Below are 21,829 nucleotides of genomic sequence, written 5' to 3'. Positions count from 1 at the left end.
CAATATATTGCGCTACAAACTATTTATGTACCTCAATTTGCTTTACAATTAGTATTTGGCAGCATACATAATTTAAGCTTAAAAGCGTTTCACCTAATAAAGAACAAAAAGCGCAATTAGCGCTTTTTATCTATTTATTAAATCAAACAATTCTCTTGCTACATCTGTTTTACTCATTTTATTGAGTTCTAAAATAGAATTGTCTTTGCTAAGAATAAATACTTTATTTTCATCACTTGCAAAACCTGTATCTGAGGATGTGATATCATTTGCAACTATGTAATCTAAATTTTTTCTCGCAAGCTTTCCTTTAGCATTTTCTATAAGATCATTGCTTTCAGCTGCAAAACCAACAAGGATTTGTGATTTTTTAATTTCTCCAAGTTTTTTTAATATATCATTATCTTTAACAAATTCTATATTAAGATTTTCCTCAGACTTTTTAATTTTTAAATCACTATATGTTTTAGGTTTATAATCTGCAACAGCTGCTGATTTAATAACTATATCACTTGTATCATACCTATCTAAAACTTGCTTTAACATCTCTTCATTAGTCGATACTTTTATAAAATCAACACCAAAAGGCGCTTTAATATTTGATGGTCCACTAATTAATGTAACTTCAGCACCTCTATCTCTAGCTTCTTTTGCAATTGCATATCCCATTTTACCTGTAGATCTATTAGTAATAAATCTAACCGGATCTATAGGCGCAATAGTTGGTCCTGCTGTTACAAGCACCTTCTTACCAGCTAAATCTTTTTTATCATACAACATACTTTCTACCATTTCAGCTATAAGCTCTGTATCTTGAAGCTTTCCTTCTCCTGTATCTCCACAAGCAAGCCTTCCACTTGAAGGTTCTATAAATTTATATCCATACTTAATAAGCTTTTTGATATTATCTTGCAGGATAGGATTTTTATACATGTTTGTGTTCATAGCAGGAGCAAAAACAACAGGGCATCTTCCAAAAGCAGCCATTATAGTTGTTGATAACATGTCATCTGCTATACCAGAAGCAACCTTACCAATTATATTTGCAGTTGCTGGCACTATGAGCATAAGGTCTGCCTTTTTAGCAAGTGATATATGCTGAATTTCAAAAGCCTTAGGTTCATCAAACATATTGGTTATCACTTGATTACCACTTAAACTTTGAAAACTAAGAGGCGTTACAAATTCTTCAGCAGATTTTGTCATTATAACATCTACATTAAAGCCCTTCTTTTTTAGTCGGCTTACAACATCTAATGCCTTGTATACTGCTATACCACCACTTACACCTAACACTACATTCTTTGGATTCATTATTTTATACCTTCATGAACCACTTTAAATTTAATTTTATCTTGATAGACTTCATTAATTGCTATAGTTAAAGGCTTGTTACTATCAATTTCAACTAAACTTTTTTCACCTTCTATTATTTGTCTTGCTCTTTTAGATGTTATAACTACTAGTGAATACTTATCACCTACTTTTTCTTTTAAATCAACAATTGATGGATTAATCATAGAATTGTTCATAAACAGTACCCTCCTTAGAATCAATTATATTATCTTTTATTCTATCAACTCTGCATCTTTCTGCAACGATGATATTTTCTATTTTTTTTGTTGCTTTATCTACTTCATCATTTATAACAGCATAATTATATTTAGAAACATAATTTATTTCTTTATAGGCTGAAGTGAATCTTCTCAAAAGAGATTCTTTGGTTTCACTTCCACGTCCTATTATTCTCTTTTTAAGTTCTTCCATTGAAGGTGGTAAAATAAATATAAATACTCCTTCAGGATAATTTTCTTTCACCTTAAGTGCACCTTGAATATCAATTTCAAGAATTACATCTTCACCGCGGTTAATTCTTTCTTGAACACTTGCCTTTGGGGTTCCATAATAATTTCCATAAACCTCTGCATACTCCAAAAAGCCATCTTTGCTTATTCTATTTTTAAACTCATCTACTTCAAGAAAAAAATAACTTTTTCCATCAACTTCGCCATTACGCGGCTTTCTTGTAGTTGCAGAAACTGATAACCAAAAAGCTTGTTTTTTAAGTAAGGCCTTGCAAATAGTACCTTTGCCAGCACCGGAAGGTCCTGATATTACAATTAATAAGCCTTTATTCATTATTCATCAACCTCGTCAATTGCAACATCATCATCTTTTGAAGATAATCTATGAGCAACAGTTTCAGGCTGTACAGCAGATAATATTATATGGTCACTATCTGTTATAATAACTGCTCTAGTTCTTCTACCATATGTAGCATCAATTAGCATTCCTCTATCTCTTGCTTCTTGAATTATTCTCTTTATTGGTGCAGATTCAGGGCTTACAATTGCAACCAATCTATTAGCCGACACTATATTTCCAAAGCCTATATTTATCAATTTTATTCCCATTTTATTCCTCCTAATACTACTCAATGTTCTGTATTTGCTCTCTTATTTTTTCAATATCATTTTTTATATCAAGTACAAATTGTACTATATTAATATCATTTGATTTTGAAGCTATAGTATTAGCCTCCCTATTCATCTCCTGAACAATAAAATCTAACTTCCTGCCTACAGGTTCATCTTTTGCAAGTGTTTCCTTAAGCTGTACTATGTGACTTTTAAGTCTTACTATTTCTTCATCAATACAAGACTTATCTGCAAATATAGCAACCTCCATTGCTATGCGAGATTCATCTACATTATTATTTTCACCTAATAATTCTTTAATTCTTTCACTTAATTTTAATTTATATTCTTCTACAACACAAGGAGATTTTTCTTCTATATAACATATATTTTTATATATTATATCACATTTTTTTTCAATGTCTTCCTTTAGTTTTGCTCCTTCTTTTTTTCTCATAAGAACAAGCATATCAATTGCTTCTTTCAATGTATTTTGAATTTCACTCCAAATTTCATCGTAATTTTCTTCTCTTTGTTCTATAGAAATAACATCTGGAAATTTACAAATTAAAGAAACAGATATGTCATCTTTAACTTCGTAGCAACTTTTTACTTCATTTAAACATTTATAGTAACTATCTGCAAGAGCTTTATTTAATCTTACCTCGCATTCATCATCATTATAAATATTTTGTGTTAAAAAAATATCTACTTTACCTCTAGATAATTTTTTCTGAACTTCTTTTCTTATTTTATCTTCTAAAGAACTTAGACTCCTTGGTAATTTCACATTGAGATCAAGATATCTATGATTTACACTTTTTATTTCTATAGTAAAATTTCTTTTACCAGTATCATAGACAGCTCTTCCAAATCCCGTCATACTTTTTAGCATTGCCAATCATCCTTCCGTAAATAAAAAGACCTAGGTAAAATCACAATAAACCTTAATATGTATTCAAATTTTCAATTTCTAATTAATTAAAGATAAAACATTTGAACCTACATATTAATTTTACTGATTTCACCCCATATAAACCAGTTTGCTTATATCAAAAACCATTATACCACATTTTTTATAGGATTATAGTATTTTTTTGCTATTAGTTTATATAAATATTCTAAAACTGCTGAATTTTACACAAATACTTTTCTATAAGCTTTATATCTCTTGTTAATGATATTCTAAAATAGGTATTAGATACATCCCCAAAACTGTTGCCTGGTGTAACTATAATGCCATAATCATTTATAAGTTTTTCACAAAATTCTGTAGTTGTATAATTCTTAGGTACATTACACCATATATAAAATGCAGCTTCACTATCATAGAATTTTATATTTTTGCTTTTTAATATATTTTTTGCACAATTTCTTCTTTCGTCATAAATTTTTTTATTTTTTTCTATAATATTTCTATCAAGGCTTAATGCTTTTGCAGCTGCATATTGTATGGGCATAAATTGCCCTGAATCAACATTACTTTTAATTTTAAGAAGAGCATTTATTACTTTAGAATTTCCAACTGCATATCCTATTCTAAATCCTGTCATATTAAATGTCTTAGAAAATGTTCCTATTTCTATAGATGTCTTTTCTTTATCATATTGAAGTAAACTTACTGGTCTCTTCCCGCTATTTACAATTTCAATATATGCCGAATCATTTACTAGTATTATATCCCTTTTATTGCAAAAGCTAACTATTTCCTTGTAAAATTCTTCGTTGCCTTCTGCTCCAGTAGGATTATTAGGATAATTAATTATAAACAGTTTACTCTTTTTAACTATATTTTCAGGAATATTGGATAAAATGGGCAAATATTTATTTTTACCTAAAATAGGAACTTTATAAGGAATTGCTCCCCAAAGCTTAGGACTAGTAACATATACCTGATAACACGGATTTGGAACAACGACATAATCTCCAATATTGCACACTGCTGGAATAATATTATTTATGCCTTCCTTAGAACCTATTAAAACTAAAACCTCATCTAATTCTAATTTTACTCCAAAAACTTCCCTGTAATACTTTATAATTGCAGTTTTTAGTTCTTTTATACCTTCATAAGGAGGATACATATTAAATTTCTTCTTATTTGTAGCGCTAATTAATTCATTTACTATATCATTATTTACAGGCAAATCAGGGTCTCCTATACTTAAATCTAATATATCCTTTCCACTCTTAATTAAATTTTCCTTGATATCTTCGATTTTTTTAAAGTGATATTCCTGTATTTCGTTTAATCTATTATTAATTTTCAAGTTACCACCCCTTTTACAGAGTAGAGAGTACAGAGTAGAGAGTACAGTGAAGGATGATTTACCTTCCTTACGTCGGGCAAATCTTTAAACTTATAGGTTCTCAGCTTTGCTTAGAATACATACTTTGGTTTTAACCGTTAACCTATGTAAATATTTAATATACATATATAGTTATTTTCTTATATAGATATATCATTTCAACTATAAAAATCAATTTACATCAAAATGCCAAGAAACTGGCATTTTGGCAAATTAATTTTGAGGTTTCAAACGGTTTATCTTTATCAAATTAAAACCTAATAATTAGTTCTAACTATACTGTCAATGGGCTTGGGTGGCAACCCATTAAGTTTTAAAATTTTCTGCTTTATGAGAAAATTAACCTTCACTCTACTCTCTACTCTCTACTCTCTAATCTGTATTCTATGCTTCTACTCTATGCTTTTTTCATGGTAACTGTTACTAAAAATTTCTCTACAATAAATATGTAGTTCACATAATAAAATAATGAGCTACACAAAATGTACAGCTCATTTTTATATCAGACATCTATAATATTATACAAATCAAGCCGCCATTACCCTCATTTATAATTTTTTCTAAAGTTTTTTGAATTTTGGCTTGAACATCGTCTGGCATCTTATATAGTTTTTTCTGCAATCCTTCTTTTACAAGCACCTCTATTGACTTTCCAAACATGTTACTTTCCCATATTTGTGAAGGGTCATTTTCAAATTGCTCTAAAAGGGATTTCACCATCTCTTCACTTTCTCTTTCGTTGCCCATAATTGGAGATACCTCTGTTTCTATATCTGCTCTTATAAAATGAAAACTTGGTGCACTAGCTTTGAGCTTTACTTCATACCTGTTTCCATTTCTTACTATTTGAGGTTCTTCAAGTTTCATTTCTGTTAATTGTGGCGATACAAGACCATATCCCTTTTCTTTTACATCCCTAAGTGCTTCTGCTATTCTATCATATTCAACCTTAGCATTGTGCATTTCTTTCATAGTATCTAGAAGTTTATTTTCTCCATCTATATCACATTCGCATTCTTCACTTAAAACTCTATAAAAGACATCATGTTTTGGTTTTAAATTTATCCTTCCAACGCCTTCTCCCATGTTCATTTCAACCATTTCTACATTTCCAATAAATTCATTATCCGAATATGAATTTATTGTTTTGCCTATATCCCTAACTTTATTTACCTCCTTACTTAACTGTTTAACTAAATCCATAAAGCTTTCCTTAAGCCAATGTTTGGAATCTAATTTTTCAATCCATTCTGGCATGTCTATATTTATTTCTTTTACAGGGAATTCTTTAAGAACCTTAGTAAACAATTTAGCTATATTAGAAGGCTCCATATTAAGTACATTTAATACTTCAACAGGCACATCATACTTTTCTTCAAGCTCTCCTCTTAATTCAAGTGTTTTAGGATCCTCGGTATGCGCCGAATTAAGTATTAAAATAAATGGCTTATTTATGGATTTTAATTCACTTACAACTCTTTCTTCTGCTTCTACATAATCTTCTCTAGGTATATCTGTTATTGACCCATCCGTGGTAACTACAAATCCAATGGTTGAATGTTCATCGATTACTTTTTTTGTACCAATTTCTGCTGCCTCTTCAAAAGGTATTTCATGATCAAACCAAGGTGTATTTACCATTTTAGGTTTTTCTCCTTCTGAGTAGCCAAGAGCATTTTTAACTATATAGCCAACACAATCAACCATTCTAACTCTAAATTTGATACCATCCTCTAATCCTATTTCTACTGCTTCATTAGGAACGAATTTAGGTTCAGTAGTATGAATAGTTTTTCCCGAAGCACTTTGAGGAAGTTCATCCTTTGCTCTTTCTTTCTTATGTGGATTGTCTATGTTCGGAATAACCATTAGATCCATAAATCTTTTAATAAAGGTCGACTTACCTGTTCTTACAGGACCTACAACTCCTACATATATATCGCCCTGTGTTCTTTCTGCAATATCCTTATATATATTAAAGTTTTCCAAAATCTTTCCTCCTGCACCTTAATATTAACAATATATATATATTGGACTTGCATAAATTTTATTCTCAATTATTACAAAAATTATTTACTAATCTTATTTGAATTCTTCTAGCACATTTAAAAGAGCCTTAATATCAATAGGCTTTTTAATATAAGCTTTAGCCCCTAATTCTATACATTTATCCTTAACTTCTTGATGTCCTACTGCTGATACAATAATTACAGCTGTATCAGGCTTAATTTTCATTATATCATTTAATACATCTATACCATCCATCGTAAACTCTGACATGTTCAAATCTAAAATTACAATATCAGGATTTTGAATTTCGAACCTCTCTAATGCATCATCTTTACCTTCTGCTTCAAATATTGTGTAAGAGCCTGCTTTTTGAATAACCTTTTTTATAAATAGCCTCATATAAGATGAATTATCAACAATCAATACATTCTTCATACAAAAGTCTCCTCATTCATTAATTTAAAAATTTATTTACTTCTTTTAATATTACATAAATCTTTTATCTTAATAAAAATTTCAATGCATTTTTCTATTTCCTGTTTTTTAGCCGCTTCTTCAAGTTTTACTGCTAATTCATAAATAGACATTATTCTTAAAGATCCAGAAGAACCTTTTAACTCATGGCTCACTCTTGCTAATTTATTAAAATCCTTATCATCAATTGCAGCATTAATACTAAAGATTAAATCAGGAAGACATTTTACATAATCCTCTAGTATTTCTTTTGCATCATCTTTTTCAAGTCCTGTATCACGAGCAAAGTAATCAATATTATCCTCTATTATTCTATTATAATCGCCTGTAATTTCCCTTTCTTTAGCATTTTTCTCTATAATATTAAACATAGTATCAAAGTTAATTGGCTTGCTAATATAATCGTCCATTCCTGCTTCAATACACTTTTTATAGTCTCCTTCCATAGCATTAGCAGTCATTGCAACAATTGTAGTATGCTTTTTACTTTCATCCATATCTCTTATTTTAGAAGTACATTCATAACCATCCATTACTGGCATCTGACAATCCATAAAAACAACATCATAATCTTTATTTGAAACTGCTTTTAATGCTTCCAAGCCGTCCACAGCTACATCGCAACTCATATCACGAGATTTAAGTATGCTTATAACAATCTTACGATTCATTTCATTATCATCAACCAGCAAAATCCTTGGTTTTAGTACATTTTTATCTTCTTTATCAACCTTATTTACTCTAGCCAAATTTTCTTCTTTAACTTCGCTTTTTAGTCCTAGTACCATAGCAATGCAACTAAGCAAGTCATTTCGTTTAACTGGCTTTGTCAAACATGCTGAAAAACCATATTCTTTTGCAATCTTCGTATCGCATTTTTGCATTACTGAATTTAAAAGTATTAGTTTAATATCTTTTGCAAAGGGTATTGTCTTTAAAGTCGTTGCAAGCTCATAACCACTCATGTCCATCATTTCATAATCTATTATTGCTACACTTATTTTGTTCTTTGTATTTATATTTGAAAGAATAGTTGTAATAGCATTGGCTCCATCCGCAGCCTCAAATACATTAAATCCAGTTTCCCTAAGATATGAACTAACAATTTTTTTATTATTTATATTATCATCAACAACTAGAACATTTACGCCTTTAAGTTTTTCAAACGCGAGTTTGTAATCTGAAGCTCTCTTTGATATTTTGAGTTTCAGGTTAAATTTAAATGTAGAACCCTTCCCAAGTATACTTTCAACTCTGATTTCGCCATCCATCATTTTAACAAGCTCGCTAGATATCGCAAGTCCAAGTCCAGTTCCTCCATATTTTCTAGTAGTAGAGGCATCCGCTTGGCTAAAAGAATTAAAAATAGTATTAATATGTTCACTATGTATTCCAATTCCAGTATCCTTTACTTTAAAATAAAGCAAAGCCATTTCATTTTCTTCCTCTAAACAGTCAACCGTAATAGAAATATCACCCTTCTCAGTAAATTTTACTGCATTGCTTATAAGATTATTTAATATTTGCTTAATTCTTGCTGGATCACCAATAACCTCTTCAGGAACTTCTTCTTTAATCATAGTATAAATTTCAACATCTTTTTCTGCTGCTTTAGGAGCATAAAGTGAAACAGCATCCTCTATAGTGCTTCTTAAATTAAATTTAATTTTTTCCATTGCTAGCTTCTTAGCTTCAATCTTTGAAAAATCTAATATATCATTAATAATGCGCAATAATATCTCCGAAGCAGATTTTGCTTCACGTATAAATTCTTTTTGTTCCAAAGACAAATTCGTTGATTGAAGTAGTTCAAGGAATCCAAATATTCCATTCATTGGAGTTCTTATTTCATGAGACATATTTGCAAGGAACTGACTTTTTGCAATATTTGCCGCTTCAGCCTGTTCTTTTGCCTTATATAATTCAGTTTCCGCTTTTCTTTGTTCTGTAATATCTTCAGCAGTACAGATCAGATATTTAATATTCCCATTATCATCTCTCTGTGGTTTGCTTTTAATTTGAAGCAATCTATTCTCGCCTTTAAAATTTTTAATTTGAACCTCTTTCTTGGCTAGCCCTTTTCTTTGAAATAGCTCCCAATTTACCTCAGAAAGCTTATTTGCTGTGTCTATATCAAATATATCATACAAATCTTGATACTCTATATCGCTTTTTTTCTTTCCAAAAAACTTTGCATGAGCTTCGTTAACAGTGGCATATGATGTAACATTAGTTAAAGCCCAAATTTGTGATTCGGAATTATTTAATAAAATTGCCTGTCCATAAAGGGCATTTTCATATTCTTTTTCCTTTTTAATTCTTGACCTTGTATATGAAAAAATCTTTGAAATATCCCTTAACACATTAATTTGTTCCTCTTCCCATGTTATTGATTTTAACAGTCTTTCACACCCCATAAATCCTATTAATTTATTTTCATTTTTTAATGGAACCATTAAAGAAGATTGTATACCTTCCTTGCTGAAATTCTCTGTTTCAAATATTGCTTCTTTGGGAAACTCGTTAATATTATTTATAGCAACAAATTCATTATTTTTAATTTCACGAATTAACCATGGAAGCGCATAAACTACCTCTTCCTCTTGAAGTTCTCTTTTAGGCTCTACACCTTTTTTATTCCATTGACATTCTATTTTCATAAAAGTTGGATCATTAGAAAAATAGTATATGTACATTCTATCCAAATCAAAGAAGGTTCCAATGTCCTCTAAAGTTTTTTCTAATTCAATCAAATAATTAACACTATGTACATCTAAAAATTTCTGAAAAGTACTATTAATTATCTTAAGACAATCATTAGAATAATTAATATTTGTATAACTGCCTTTACCACTCATAAAATCACTCCCAAATTTAAAATTCACAAGGTTTTTCAATAAAAAGAGTTAATTCTTTCAATAAATCAACTTCATAAGGTTCTACAAGCAAACTTCCATTTTTATCGTAGATTATTTTTATAACAGGTCTCATTGGCATTGAATTATTTTGTTTTACTACTAACCCTTTTTCATTTGAGCTTAAAACAACTCCACTTCCTGTTGGAAAAGCAGCTATATTCATGGTAAACTTTCTAACCATTTCAGCATCAAAATAAACATTACTCATGCTAGTAAGATATTCTATAACTTCCGATACGGTTTTACTTTCGCCACCATTTTCACCAGATATTAAATTATCAAATACATTGCATATAGATACTATCTTTGCAATTTGATTTATTTCGGTGCTGTGTAATTTTGAAGGATATCCGCTTCCATCGCTTTTCTCATGATGCATTAATACAGCAACCTTAACATATGCATTCCAAATACGCTGTTCACCTAAAAAATCATAACCTACTTTTGGATGCATTAGTTCAATATACTTATTTAGTTCTTCCTGACTCTTATACTGATCTACAATTTTTTTATCGTTCATAATTTTTATCTTACCTATGTCATGTAAAAGAGCACCTGTGGCTATATCTTTAAGTTTTAACATACTATATCCCATGTGAGTTCCTATTATTGTGGACATTACACAAACATTTACTGAATGTGAATATATATTATTATCACTTGCACTTATTTCCGCAACATTTATCAAAACATTTTTATTTGTAAGTACATCCTCAATCACTGAATCTACTGAGTTCATAACACTACTATTATAAGTTTTTCCTTCACGGCAATACCCTTCTATCATTTCTTTAACCGCACGTTTGCCCATTTGTCTTGTCATCTCTGAAATGTTTTCTTCAATAATCACATTTTTGGATATATTATCATCAATATATACTAAACCAATTCCAAGTTCTTTAATTCTTTCAATATAATAAGGTTTTAATTTCACTCCAGCGCTAAGCAAAACTCTACCTGACTCATCATAAATTTGCCTTCCGAGAACTTCATCTCCCCTTAGATTAGATACTCTAACAACTCTCATATGTACCTCCAAATGAAATAATAAATTGTCTACTTTTAAGTTAAAAGTTTTTCTATGAAGCAATAGCAAAAGCTGCCAATTAAGCACAAGCAGCAGCACCATTAGCACCGATTCTTATTTAAATATATTATCATATTACTATACTTTTTACTATATAAAAACTTAGGAATTAACTTATTAATAACTAAAATTATTGCTAAGTATTAAAGCAAAGTACAAAGAAGGTAAATCATCCTTCATTGTACTCTGATTTAGTTACTTAGCATGATAAATTTGACTAATAGCATCTTCAATATCTGGTTCCTTTACACTTAAATCGATAATAGATAATTCTTTTGCTAATTCACTAATCAATTCAGAAGCTGTAATCTTATGATGGTCAAATTTGCACCAAATTTTATTCCCTTCAACTTTAACAAGTTTAGCTTTGTTAGTTTTAAGACAGGTTATAGGACTAGCTAATTCTAATACCATCATACGATGTTCTGCCATTTTAGATATTATTTCATCTATAGGTCCATCTTCAACTACATTGCCATGATTAATTACAATTAAACGCTTACATAATTCTGAAACATCCTCCAAATCATGTGTAGTAAGAATTACTGTTACCCCCTTTCTCTTATTAATTTCAAGAATAAATTTTCTAATTGCACGCTTTGCATCTATATCTAAACCTATAGTAGGTTCATCTAAAAAAAGAATTGATGGTGAATGAATCATAGCAGCTACCAATTCTCCACGCATACGCTGCCCAAGAGATAATTGCCTTACAGGAATATCAATAAACTTATTCAAATCCATTATTTCTCTCATTTCAGATAAATAATCTTTATACTGCTTTTCATTGACACGATAAATTCTTTTTAATAATTCAAAAGATTCCCCAAGACGTAAATCCCAATATAATTGACTTCTTTGTCCAAATACAACGCCTAGATTCTTTACAACTTTTTTTCTATCATTTTGAGGAGATATCCCATTAATCAAAATTTCACCTGAAGTAGGATGCAGGATACCAGACATCATCTTTATAGTTGTACTTTTCCCAGCTCCATTTGGACCTATATATCCTACAATTTCGCCTTGATTTATAGTGAAACTTATACCATTTACTGCATTAACCAATATTTTTTCAGAATGAAATAAATTAGAAAAAGCACCTATAAGCCCCTTCTTCTTTTTTGCAACCTTATATTGTTTATATACATCTTTTAAAATAATCTGTTCCATTTATCACGAACCTGCGCTTTCATATTTACTATTTAATCCTAAAAGGAAAAATGCTCTTGCTATTATAAAGCAAATGATACCTACTATTGGACACCATATTATTAAATCTAGTGGAATAGGAACGTTCATTTTTGAAGAAATGTTTAATAACCCGCTGACTGGATAGAAACTAACAAATCCAATTGGAATTATAAAAGTAAATAATCTGATAAACCAATTTGGATAAATAGACATTGGATATTGTGTAGTTCTTTCAAATATAGCAAGATTCAAGTCAACAAAAACGCTGCTTTTCTTTGTCCAAAAGGCTATAGATCCAGTTATGGTGTATACAGCTGCCCTAATCAAAGTTCCTCCAAAAGTAATTAAGATGATGTACAATATATTAATAGGTGACCAAATAAATTTGACCATCTTACAGCCATATAAAAAAATAATTATACCAGGAATCATATCAAATAGACCTACCAAATTAAAACTTGAAATGCAGAATTGATAAAAAGCCCCCATAGGTCTTAATAGCATTCTATCAAATTCACCATTTAATACACTGTATTCGATAGATCTTGTTTGTATAAATAACATATCTTGAAATCCATGACTTAGCAATGCCAGTCCAAATAAAAAAGCAACTTGTCCAAAATTCCAGCCATTTAATGTATCTACTCTAGACATAATAGTTTTTAACACATATATTCCTGCAAACCCTTGAATAGGTATCATTAAAAGCCAGCAAAACATATATGAAGCATATTCTAATTGACTAGCAATTTGTAATTTTACATTAATTATAAATACAGACCAATAGTATTTTATAGTATCTATCATTTCAACCTCCCTGTATTAAAATATTGTTTTTTGCTTTACACCATACAAATGAGGTAATTACACCTAATAGCAAAATCCAAATAATCTGTATGCCTATTTGAAGCAATCCATCGTTTATAGTTATTTTTCCAATATACAACCCCATTGGAGTCTGATAAGTGTACTGAAATGGCATAAATGCCAATACTTTTTGAACATCATTTGGAAAAAACCAAAGTGGAATCAAACTTCCTGAAAGAATACTAACTATGATATCCTTTACAACTCCCATATTGCCTAACTCTAATGTCCAAAAAGAAAACATTCCAACTAAAGCACTAATAAACCATAAAATCATAAAACCTAATACAGAACTAATCACAAAAAGCACAAATGCAGACGAGCTAACTGGTGCATTAACACCAAAAAAAATCATTCCCAAAAACAATAATGGCAATGCTTTATTTAAAATGCTAGCAAAAACATCTCCCAAATCTTGTGCAAAAAATGCTACTATAATATTGTAGGGACGCAACAAATCTACAGCTATTTTGCCTTGACGTACTCCATCTCTTATAGTATTTTGTACATTACATTGAAATACGGAAGATAAAAATACAGACAAAACAGAATATGTAATCATTTGGCTCTTTGATAGTCCCAGCATTTCTTTATTTCCTGCATAAGTGCACTTCCACAAAAATACAGTACTAACCATTAATATAAATCTAGTAGCTATTGTTGCAAATACTTCAAACCTATATGTTATATTTACAATTATTTGCATCTTTAATTTATATAAGTATGCCTCCATTAATTTCTCCTTTCTCATAATTTTATCCAAACCAAATTTGTCCAATTAATTTAAGATTTTACTTTAATTTTAATACAAGGTATTTTTTATGTCAATGTTGACCAATATTTATATATTTTTTCAAATAGCTATGTTTTAAATTAATCAATTTATTAAATTCTTATATAAATAAAGATAAACCATCTTGAAACTTGAAATTGCACATGCCAAATGTATCCTGTTGGATTAGAAAAGGATGATTTACCTTTCGCTTCTCTCAGGTAAATCTTAAACTTAATGTTGTTAGCTTCGCTAATCACCATATATGGGCTGTTGCTTAAACAATAAAAAAAAGCTTAGATTATTGAAATCCAAACTTTTTTATAGATATATTTTGTATATGTTTTTGTTTGTTGCTTGGAAAGTAGTGGAATTAGGGTTAATGAACTTACATGGGCTTAAGCCCACCGCCATTACTCTAGGCGATTAAATTTATTTTGTGCTGTTACTTTTGAAAGTAATTAATTTAAGTTCAATAATCTTAATGGGCATAGCCCAAACCCACCGTAGGTTTACTCACATTTCTTTTCTCGTTTCATTAGATTGGAAACTTCTTGGACGGGGTCGGCGTTTTTGAATAGGACATTGTAAAGCGCATTGGTTATTGGCATTGATATACCTTTTTCTTGTTTTAATTCGTAGAAAGCTTCGCAGGCGGTTATACCTTCTACAACCATGCCTATCTCTTTGCAGGCTTCATCTTTTGGAATACCCTCACCTATTAGTATGCCAGCTCTTCTGTTTCGGCTGTGCATACTTGTGCAGGTAACTATTAGGTCGCCCATACCTGTAAGTCCATAGAAGGTATCAAGTTTTCCTCCAAGTGCTATTCCAACTCTTACAATTTCACTCATTCCTCTTGTCATAAGTGCAGCTTTTGTGTTATCTCCAAATTTTAGGCCATCACACACTCCTGCAGCAAGGGCTATTATATTTTTAACTGCTCCACCTATTTCAACACCTATAATATCATTATTTGTATAAACTCTAAGTTTACTTGCCATGAAGATATCTTGAACTTCTTCCGCATATTTCATTTCATTAGAAGATACTACTAGGGTAGTTGGGATATCTAATGCAACTTCTTCTGCATGACTTGGTCCAGATAGTACAACAATTGGGTTAAGAGGTAATTCTTCTCTAATTACTTCTGATAATCTTTTCTTGCTTTCTTCTTCAATACCTTTTGCAATATTAATTATTACTTGATCATTTTGTAAAAAAGGTTTAATTTTTCTACACATTTCTCTAATAACGTGAGAAGGTACAGAAAGTACAATATACTTATTTTTTCTAACAGCATATTCTATATCGTTAACAGCTTTAACATTACATGGTATCAATATCTTAGGAAGATATTTAATATTCTCCTTTTTTATATTAATATCATCTGCTGTTTCTTTTTTTCTATCCCATATTAATACCTCATAGCCTTTTTTAGAAAGCATTACAGAAAGAGCAGTTCCAAAACTGCCTCCTCCCAAAAATGTTATACCATCCATGCTACTCCTTCCTTTCCCTAAATATTGTTTTAATTCCTGTACCTTCAAAATCAAAACTTTGCCTTAATTGATTTTCCAAATATCTTTGGTATGAGAAATGAAGCGCATCTGCATTATTTACAAAGAATACAAAAGTTGGAGGTTTAGTACCAGTTTGAGTTACATAATATATTTTTAATCTTTTAAGCGCAATAACAGGTGGTTCTTTCATCAAAACAGCTTTGCTTATAACGTCATTTAGAACTCCTGTAGCTATCCTTCTATTGTAGCTATCATAACATTTTCTAATTGTTTCAAGTACTTTATGAACTCTTTGACCAGTTTTAGCTGAAATAAATAAATAAGGTGCATAAGCCAAGAAAGAAAATTTCACTCTCATATTTTCTTTAAACTTATTCATAGTTTTATCATCTTTTTCTATTAAATCCCACTTATTAACTATTACTAAAATTGCTTTATTAGTTTCATGAGCATAACCTATTATTCTTTCATCCTGCTCGCTTACCTCTTCATTAGCATCTAAAACAAGTACACATACATCGCATCTTTCTATGGCAGCCATAGTTCTAACAGCACTGTACCTTTCGATTTCTTCTTTTACCTTGCTTTTTCTTCTAAGTCCAGCAGTATCTATTAATGTAAATTTTCCTATATCCGTTTCCAAATAACTATCTATTGCATCTCTAGTTGTTCCAGGTATATTACTTACTATAACTCTATCTTCTCCTAAAATTTTATTTATAAGAGAAGATTTTCCTACATTTGGCTTTCCAACTACAGCAACATTTATGTACTCATCTTCTTCTCCATTATCTTCAACTTCCTTAAAGCCTTTTACAACTTCATCAAGCATATCACCTAACCCTAAAGCCTGTGATGCTGAAATTGAAATTGGGTCTCCTAAACCTAAATTATAAAATTCATATACATTATTTTCTTCTTTAGCCTTATCTATTTTATTTACTACTAGAACTACAGGCTTTTTACTTTTTCTAAGCATTATAGCAACTTCACTATCTGCATCTGTAAGTCCTTGTTTTCCATCTACTATAAAAACTATTACGTCGGCCATTTCAATTGCAATTTGAGCCTGCCTTCTCATTTGGGAGAGTATTATATCTCCATTTTCTGGTTCTATACCACCTGTGTCTATTATTGTAAATTTCTTTGATACCCATTCAGATTCTGCATAAATTCTATCTCTTGTAACCCCTGGTGTATCCTCAACAATAGATATTCTCTTACCTGCTAATTTATTAAATAAAGTTGATTTTCCAACGTTTGGTCTACCTACTATTGCTACTATTGGTTTTCCCATATTTATTCCTCCTTGCTGTAATCATTAATAATCTGTATTAAATCTTCACCACTGTAATCACAAACTATTACTTTCCTATTTAATTCATTTTCAACATCTTCTATGCTAACATCATCAAGAAATATATTCTCGTCACTTTTAAGCATATTTTTAGGCAAAATTATGTACTCGCCTATTTCACTCATTTTTAAATACTTTATTATGTCCTTACCTGTTAAAAGTCCTGCCACAGTTATTTTTTCTCCAAAGAACTCATTTATTACTTTTATAACGCTTATTTTTATATTTTTTTCCTTATTCATAATCATATCCGCAGCATTCTTTATTTCACCATAGGCTAAAACACCTGTAACCAATGTAAAAGAACCCTTAGCATTATTAGATAAATCGGGCAACGTATCTTCAATATTATCTCTAAACGTTCTTATCATGCCAATTCCATCTTCAAATTGATCAAATGTACCATAAAAACTTGAATCAGGTATTTCCTCACCACTCAAAACATAAAATTCATCAGAAAGCCTTATAAAAGGTGTACCTATTTTTTTTACAAACTCATTTTGTATAGGCTTAATATTATCTATTTGAATCTTTGCAGTTTCAGCATTATACGGCTCCATATGGAATAATCCTTCTCTAAAATTTGTAACTCCTACTGGAACAGCTGCTATATTTTCTACATTAGGATAAAATTGAAACAAATCATTTACAGACTTTACAAGTTCTACGCCATCATTTATACCTGGGCACAAAACTATTTGGCAATTCATTTTTATACCTGCATCCGACAGCCTCTTCATTCTATCCATTATATTTCCTGCAAACCTATTGTTTAACATTTTTATTCTAAGCTCAGGATTTGTTGTTTGAACAGATATATTTATTGGACTAATTTTATATTGTATTATTCTTTCTATATCTTCATCACTCATATTGGTAAGTGTTACAAAATTACCTTGAAGAAATGAAAGTCTGGAATCATCATCCTTAAAATATAATGTTTTTCTCATTCCCTTTGGCAGTTGATCTATAAAGCAAAATATACATTTATTTCTGCAAGATTTTGCATTATCAAGGATTCCACTTTCAAATTCTATTCCAAGCTTCTCATCGTATTCCTTTTCAATTTCAAGTTCCCATATCTCACCAAAGTGTTTTTCAATTTCTACTACAACATAATCATCTGCCATAAGAAATCTATAATCTATAATATCTTTTACTTCTTTTCCATTTATACTTAAAAGCCTATCATTTGGTTCAATTTCTAATTCTTCAGCAATACTTCCTTTTTCTACTTTAGAAATTACGTTTTTCATTATTGCACTCCCATTTAAGCATCTAAAAAATAAATTGATACTATAAAAATTTTTTGAAGACGCCTTTTTATTTATCTTTAGTTATATTACATTATTAAGCATATTAAGTCAAGAAACAAGAACTTATTAATTATAAATCAAGGCTATGTTTTAAATAAGTGTTGATTTTCACACTTATTTAAAACATAGTCTAAATCAAAAAAATCCCACCTCATAATATAACATAAAATGAGGTGGTAAAATTAATTATTTCACTTATTTAAAACATAGCCTAATCATTTAAGTCAACTTGCTCTCCAGTTATTAAATATATTGTAGATTCGCAAATATTTGTTGTCCTATCTCCAACTCTCTCAAAATACTTGCATACAAATAAAAATTGAGTTGATTGGTTTATCATGCTATGATCCTCAGTCATCATTTTTAATAATTCATTGAAGATGTGCTTATACAATGCATCTAATTCATCATCCATCTTACAAATTTCATAAGCCTTATCCAAATTACATTCTACATATGCATCAAGAGCTCCCTTTATCATATCCTTAACAAGTTTGCCCATTTTAGGTATATCAACAAGAGGTTTTGCATACGTTTCATTTTTAACCCTCTTTACTACTTTTGCAATATCTACAGCATGGTCAGCCATTCTCTCTAAGTCTGTAACGATTTTTATAGTTGTAAATACATTTCTTAAATCCGATGCAATTGGTTGTTGCATTGCAATTAACTTTATAGCCTTATTTTCTATAACTTTTTGCATGTCGTCAACAACATCATCGTTTTTTATTATCTCCTCTGCCAATTCTTCATTTTGATTTACAATAGCCTCAATACACTCATATATTTGTTTTTCAACCATACTTCCCATTCTTAAAAGATCTGTGTGAAGATCCTCTAAGCTAGCTTCAAACATTTTTCTTGTCATCTATATTCACCCACCTTATAATTTAATCTTTAAATATAGATATATCAGCTCAACTATTAAAATTTATGTGCACCATAATGCCAAGGAGATGGCATTTTTGTACAAATAAATTTTAAGTTTCACAATGGTATATCTTTAAATCAGCCGAATCTACCAGTTATATAATCTTCCGTTCTCTTATCAACAGGTTTATAAAATATAGTTTCTGTTTTGCCACTTTCTATAACTTCGCCACTTAAGAAGAAAGCAGTATTATCTGATATTCTTCCTGCCTGCTGCATATTGTGTGTTACAATTATTACAGTATACTTCTTTTTTAATTCATCCATAAGTTCTTCTATTTTTAATGTTGAAATAGGATCAAGTGCAGATGTAGGTTCATCCATTAAAAGTATTTCTGGTTCTACAGCAAGGGTTCTTGCTACACAAAGTCTCTGCTGTTGTCCACCTGATAGACCAAGACCGCTCTTTTTAAGTCTATCCTTAACCTCATCCCAAAGAGCAGCTCCCTTCAAACTATTTTCAACAATTTCATCTAGCTTACCTCTATTTTTAATACCATGGATTCTAGGTCCATAGGCAACATTATCGTATATTGACATCGGAAAAGGATTTGGCTTTTGAAAAACCATTCCTATTCTTTTTCTAAGTTCTATTTCATCATAATCCTTATATATGTTTTTTCCTTCAAAGGTAACTTCACCGTCAATTTTTACAATAGGTATAAGATCATTCATTCTATTAATTGTTCTTAAGAATGTAGATTTACCACAACCTGAAGGACCTATTAATGCAGTAACTGTATTTTTTTCAAAGCTTAAATTTATATTTTTAAGAGCTTGAGCACTTCCATAATATAAGTTTAAATTTTTTGTTTCTATTATGCTCATAGAATTTCCCCCTTACTTTCCACTATATGACTCGTATATTTTCTTGCCTATAAAACGAGCTGAAAAATTAAAAATCAATACCATTATTACAAGTACAGCCGATGCTCCACTAGCGATTTTAGCTGCATCTGGCACCATGCCTTCTGAATTTAACTTCCAAATATAAACCGCTAAAGTTTCTGCTGGTCTAAATAAACTAAATGGAGAAGTTTGACCAACTAAACTTACATCACTATATTTTAGTATTGGTGCGCTCATACCTGAAGTATATAAAAGTGCAGCAGCTTCACCAAATATTCTTCCTGCCGCCAATATAACTCCTGTTAAAATTTGAGGCATTGATGATGGAAGAATAACAGTTTTTATTGCCTGCCATTTAGTTGCACCAAGTCCAAGACTTGCCTCTTTTACCTTTAAAGACGATGCCCTTATGGCATTTTCACTTACCCTTGTCATAGACGGTAAATTTAAGATTGCAATTACTAAGGCTCCTGAAAGCAAAGTATTTTGCCATTTAGTCATAATAACAAAAACTAGCATACCAAATAAACCTACAACTATGGATGGTAGTGATGCCATAGTTTCTATACAAAGTCTTATAAAGCCTAAAATTTTTCCTTCTGTTGCATATTCAGATAAATATATACCTGCTCCAACTCCAAAAGGCACTGTTATTATAAGTGAAACTATAAGCATATAAAAAGAGTTAAATAGCTGAGGACCTATTCCCCCTCCTGCTTGAGACGTTTTAGGCTCTCCAAATATAAAATTAAAATTCAATGAAGTTCTACCTCTGTATATTATAAATCCAATAAAAGAAATTAATAACAAAACTACAAGAGAAGATATGAGATATAAAATAGCAGTTGCAATTTTATCTACAGTTTTAGCTTTCATTATACTTCACCCTTTCTCCCAATTAATCTTATTACTACAATAAATACAAATGAAATTATAAGTAATAAAAATGCTAAAGCCCAAAGTGCATCATTCCAAGGCGTTCCATTTCCAGTATTAGCCATATCCATTGTTATAACACCAGTAAGCGTTATAGTTGAATCCGATAATCCCTTTGGAAACCTAATTGCATTACCAATAACCATTTGCACAGCTAAAGCTTCTCCAAATGCTCTTGCAAGTCCCAGTACTATGCCTGTAAGTATTCCATTTTTGCTAGCTGGTATTATTACTTTATATATAGTTTGCCACCTTGTTGCTCCTAATCCATAGGAAGCTTCAATATAATCATGGTGAACATTTCTAATTGCATCAGAAGATAAACTAGCTATGGTTGGAAGTATCATTATAGTTAACACCAATATAGCTGCAAGTACACTAAATCCAACGCCACCAAATTTGTTTCTTATTAATGGTATAAGAAATATTACTCCAACAAATCCGTATACAACTGACGGAATTCCAACAAATAACTCAAGTGCTGGTTGAAGAATTTTCTGTCCTAATTTAGGTGATATTATATTCATAAACACTGCTAAAGCAATTGCAAGTGGAGTACTTATAAGTACAGCCCCAATTGATACAATTCCTGAACCACGCATAAAAATTAAAGCACCAAACTTTTTATTATCTGGATCCCAATTACTTGAGAATAAAAAATGTGATAAAGAATAGTGATCTTTAGCAAAAACTTGAATTCCTTTAGATGCCACGAAAAAAATAATGGATAAAGTTAAAACCACCATTAATATACCACAAAAAGTAACAAATCCTTTTCCAATATACTCATTTTTAAGTTTTTTGAAAAAACTTTTTGATTTCATACTATCTCCCTCAAACTACTTTCTATATTTATGTAAACACTTAGAC

Annotated in this window: 20 protein-coding genes; all 20 read right to left on the bottom strand. The window is 30.3% G+C overall.

Annotated elements, in window-relative coordinates:
- Positions 1-126 precede the first annotated feature (126 nt).
- Positions 127-1,314 carry a bifunctional phosphopantothenoylcysteine decarboxylase/phosphopantothenate--cysteine ligase CoaBC gene (gene coaBC, locus CUEA01_RS07860; RefSeq protein WP_234121100.1) on the bottom strand — a complete coding sequence of 396 codons (1,188 nt, stop codon included), beginning with the start codon at positions 1,312-1,314 and terminating at the stop codon, positions 127-129.
- Positions 1,314-1,532, bottom strand: a complete 219-nt coding sequence (gene rpoZ, locus CUEA01_RS07855; protein ID WP_234121099.1) for a DNA-directed RNA polymerase subunit omega — start codon at positions 1,530-1,532, stop codon at positions 1,314-1,316. The genes coaBC and rpoZ overlap by 1 nt, the downstream gene beginning before the upstream one ends.
- Positions 1,513-2,142 (bottom strand): guanylate kinase, encoded by a 630-nt coding sequence (gmk, locus tag CUEA01_RS07850; RefSeq protein WP_234122143.1) that lies wholly within the window; start codon positions 2,140-2,142, stop codon positions 1,513-1,515. Before gmk ends, rpoZ begins: the two co-directional genes overlap by 20 nt.
- Positions 2,139-2,414, bottom strand: coding sequence for an extracellular matrix/biofilm regulator RemA (gene remA, locus CUEA01_RS07845; protein ID WP_234121098.1), 276 nt, complete (start codon positions 2,412-2,414; stop codon positions 2,139-2,141). Before remA ends, gmk begins: the two co-directional genes overlap by 4 nt.
- Before the next feature lie 16 nt (positions 2,415-2,430).
- Positions 2,431-3,312: a YicC/YloC family endoribonuclease gene (locus CUEA01_RS07840; protein WP_234121097.1), complete on the bottom strand. Its 882-nt coding sequence runs from the start codon at positions 3,310-3,312 to the stop codon at positions 2,431-2,433.
- A 226-nt stretch (positions 3,313-3,538) separates the two neighbouring features.
- Positions 3,539-4,687, bottom strand: coding sequence for an aminotransferase class I/II-fold pyridoxal phosphate-dependent enzyme (locus CUEA01_RS07835; RefSeq protein ID WP_234121096.1), 1,149 nt, complete (start codon positions 4,685-4,687; stop codon positions 3,539-3,541).
- 549 nt (positions 4,688-5,236) lie between these two features.
- Positions 5,237-6,715, bottom strand: coding sequence for a stage IV sporulation protein A (gene spoIVA, locus CUEA01_RS07830; protein WP_234121095.1), 1,479 nt, complete (start codon positions 6,713-6,715; stop codon positions 5,237-5,239).
- Between the two features lie 93 nt (positions 6,716-6,808).
- On the bottom strand, positions 6,809-7,171 hold the full coding sequence (locus CUEA01_RS07825) for a response regulator (protein ID WP_234121094.1): 363 nt from the start codon (positions 7,169-7,171) through the stop codon (positions 6,809-6,811).
- Between the two features lie 32 nt (positions 7,172-7,203).
- Positions 7,204-10,068 carry a response regulator gene (locus tag CUEA01_RS07820; RefSeq protein ID WP_234121093.1) on the bottom strand — a complete coding sequence of 955 codons (2,865 nt, stop codon included), beginning with the start codon at positions 10,066-10,068 and terminating at the stop codon, positions 7,204-7,206.
- A gap of 16 nt (positions 10,069-10,084) precedes the next feature.
- Positions 10,085-11,155 (bottom strand): HD-GYP domain-containing protein, encoded by a 1,071-nt coding sequence (locus CUEA01_RS07815; protein WP_234121092.1) that lies wholly within the window; start codon positions 11,153-11,155, stop codon positions 10,085-10,087.
- A 255-nt stretch (positions 11,156-11,410) separates the two neighbouring features.
- Positions 11,411-12,388 (bottom strand): ABC transporter ATP-binding protein, encoded by a 978-nt coding sequence (locus CUEA01_RS07810; RefSeq protein ID WP_234121091.1) that lies wholly within the window; start codon positions 12,386-12,388, stop codon positions 11,411-11,413.
- Positions 12,389-12,391: 3 nt separating this feature from the next.
- A complete protein-coding gene (locus CUEA01_RS07805) occupies positions 12,392-13,216 on the bottom strand; it encodes an ABC transporter permease (RefSeq protein WP_234121090.1) in 825 nt (274 codons plus the stop codon).
- A gap of 1 nt (position 13,217) precedes the next feature.
- Positions 13,218-14,009, bottom strand: a complete 792-nt coding sequence (locus CUEA01_RS07800; protein WP_234121089.1) for an ABC transporter permease — start codon at positions 14,007-14,009, stop codon at positions 13,218-13,220.
- Between the two features lie 551 nt (positions 14,010-14,560).
- Positions 14,561-15,550 carry an NAD(P)H-dependent glycerol-3-phosphate dehydrogenase gene (locus tag CUEA01_RS07795; RefSeq protein ID WP_234121088.1) on the bottom strand — a complete coding sequence of 330 codons (990 nt, stop codon included), beginning with the start codon at positions 15,548-15,550 and terminating at the stop codon, positions 14,561-14,563.
- Position 15,551: 1 nt separating this feature from the next.
- A complete protein-coding gene (gene der / locus CUEA01_RS07790) occupies positions 15,552-16,868 on the bottom strand; it encodes a ribosome biogenesis GTPase Der (protein ID WP_234121087.1) in 1,317 nt (438 codons plus the stop codon).
- 2 nt (positions 16,869-16,870) lie between these two features.
- The gene (locus CUEA01_RS07785; protein ID WP_234121086.1) at positions 16,871-18,184 is read right to left on the bottom strand and encodes a DUF512 domain-containing protein; all 1,314 of its coding nucleotides are present in this window, start codon (positions 18,182-18,184) and stop codon (positions 16,871-16,873) included.
- Positions 18,185-18,455: 271 nt separating this feature from the next.
- On the bottom strand, positions 18,456-19,112 hold the full coding sequence (phoU, locus tag CUEA01_RS07780) for a phosphate signaling complex protein PhoU (protein ID WP_234121085.1): 657 nt from the start codon (positions 19,110-19,112) through the stop codon (positions 18,456-18,458).
- A gap of 140 nt (positions 19,113-19,252) precedes the next feature.
- Complete coding sequence (pstB, locus tag CUEA01_RS07775) at positions 19,253-20,002, bottom strand: phosphate ABC transporter ATP-binding protein PstB (protein WP_234121084.1); 750 nt, start codon at positions 20,000-20,002, stop codon at positions 19,253-19,255.
- A gap of 12 nt (positions 20,003-20,014) precedes the next feature.
- The gene (pstA, locus tag CUEA01_RS07770; protein ID WP_234121083.1) at positions 20,015-20,899 is read right to left on the bottom strand and encodes a phosphate ABC transporter permease PstA; all 885 of its coding nucleotides are present in this window, start codon (positions 20,897-20,899) and stop codon (positions 20,015-20,017) included.
- Positions 20,899-21,783: a phosphate ABC transporter permease subunit PstC gene (gene pstC, locus CUEA01_RS07765; RefSeq protein ID WP_234121082.1), complete on the bottom strand. Its 885-nt coding sequence runs from the start codon at positions 21,781-21,783 to the stop codon at positions 20,899-20,901. Before pstC ends, pstA begins: the two co-directional genes overlap by 1 nt.
- Positions 21,784-21,829 lie beyond the last annotated feature (46 nt).

This window comes from Clostridium hydrogenum (assembly GCF_021432385.1).
Classification (GTDB): Bacteria; Bacillota; Clostridia; order Clostridiales; family Clostridiaceae; genus Clostridium_S; species Clostridium_S hydrogenum.
This window is presented reverse-complemented; position numbering and strand designations above follow the sequence as displayed.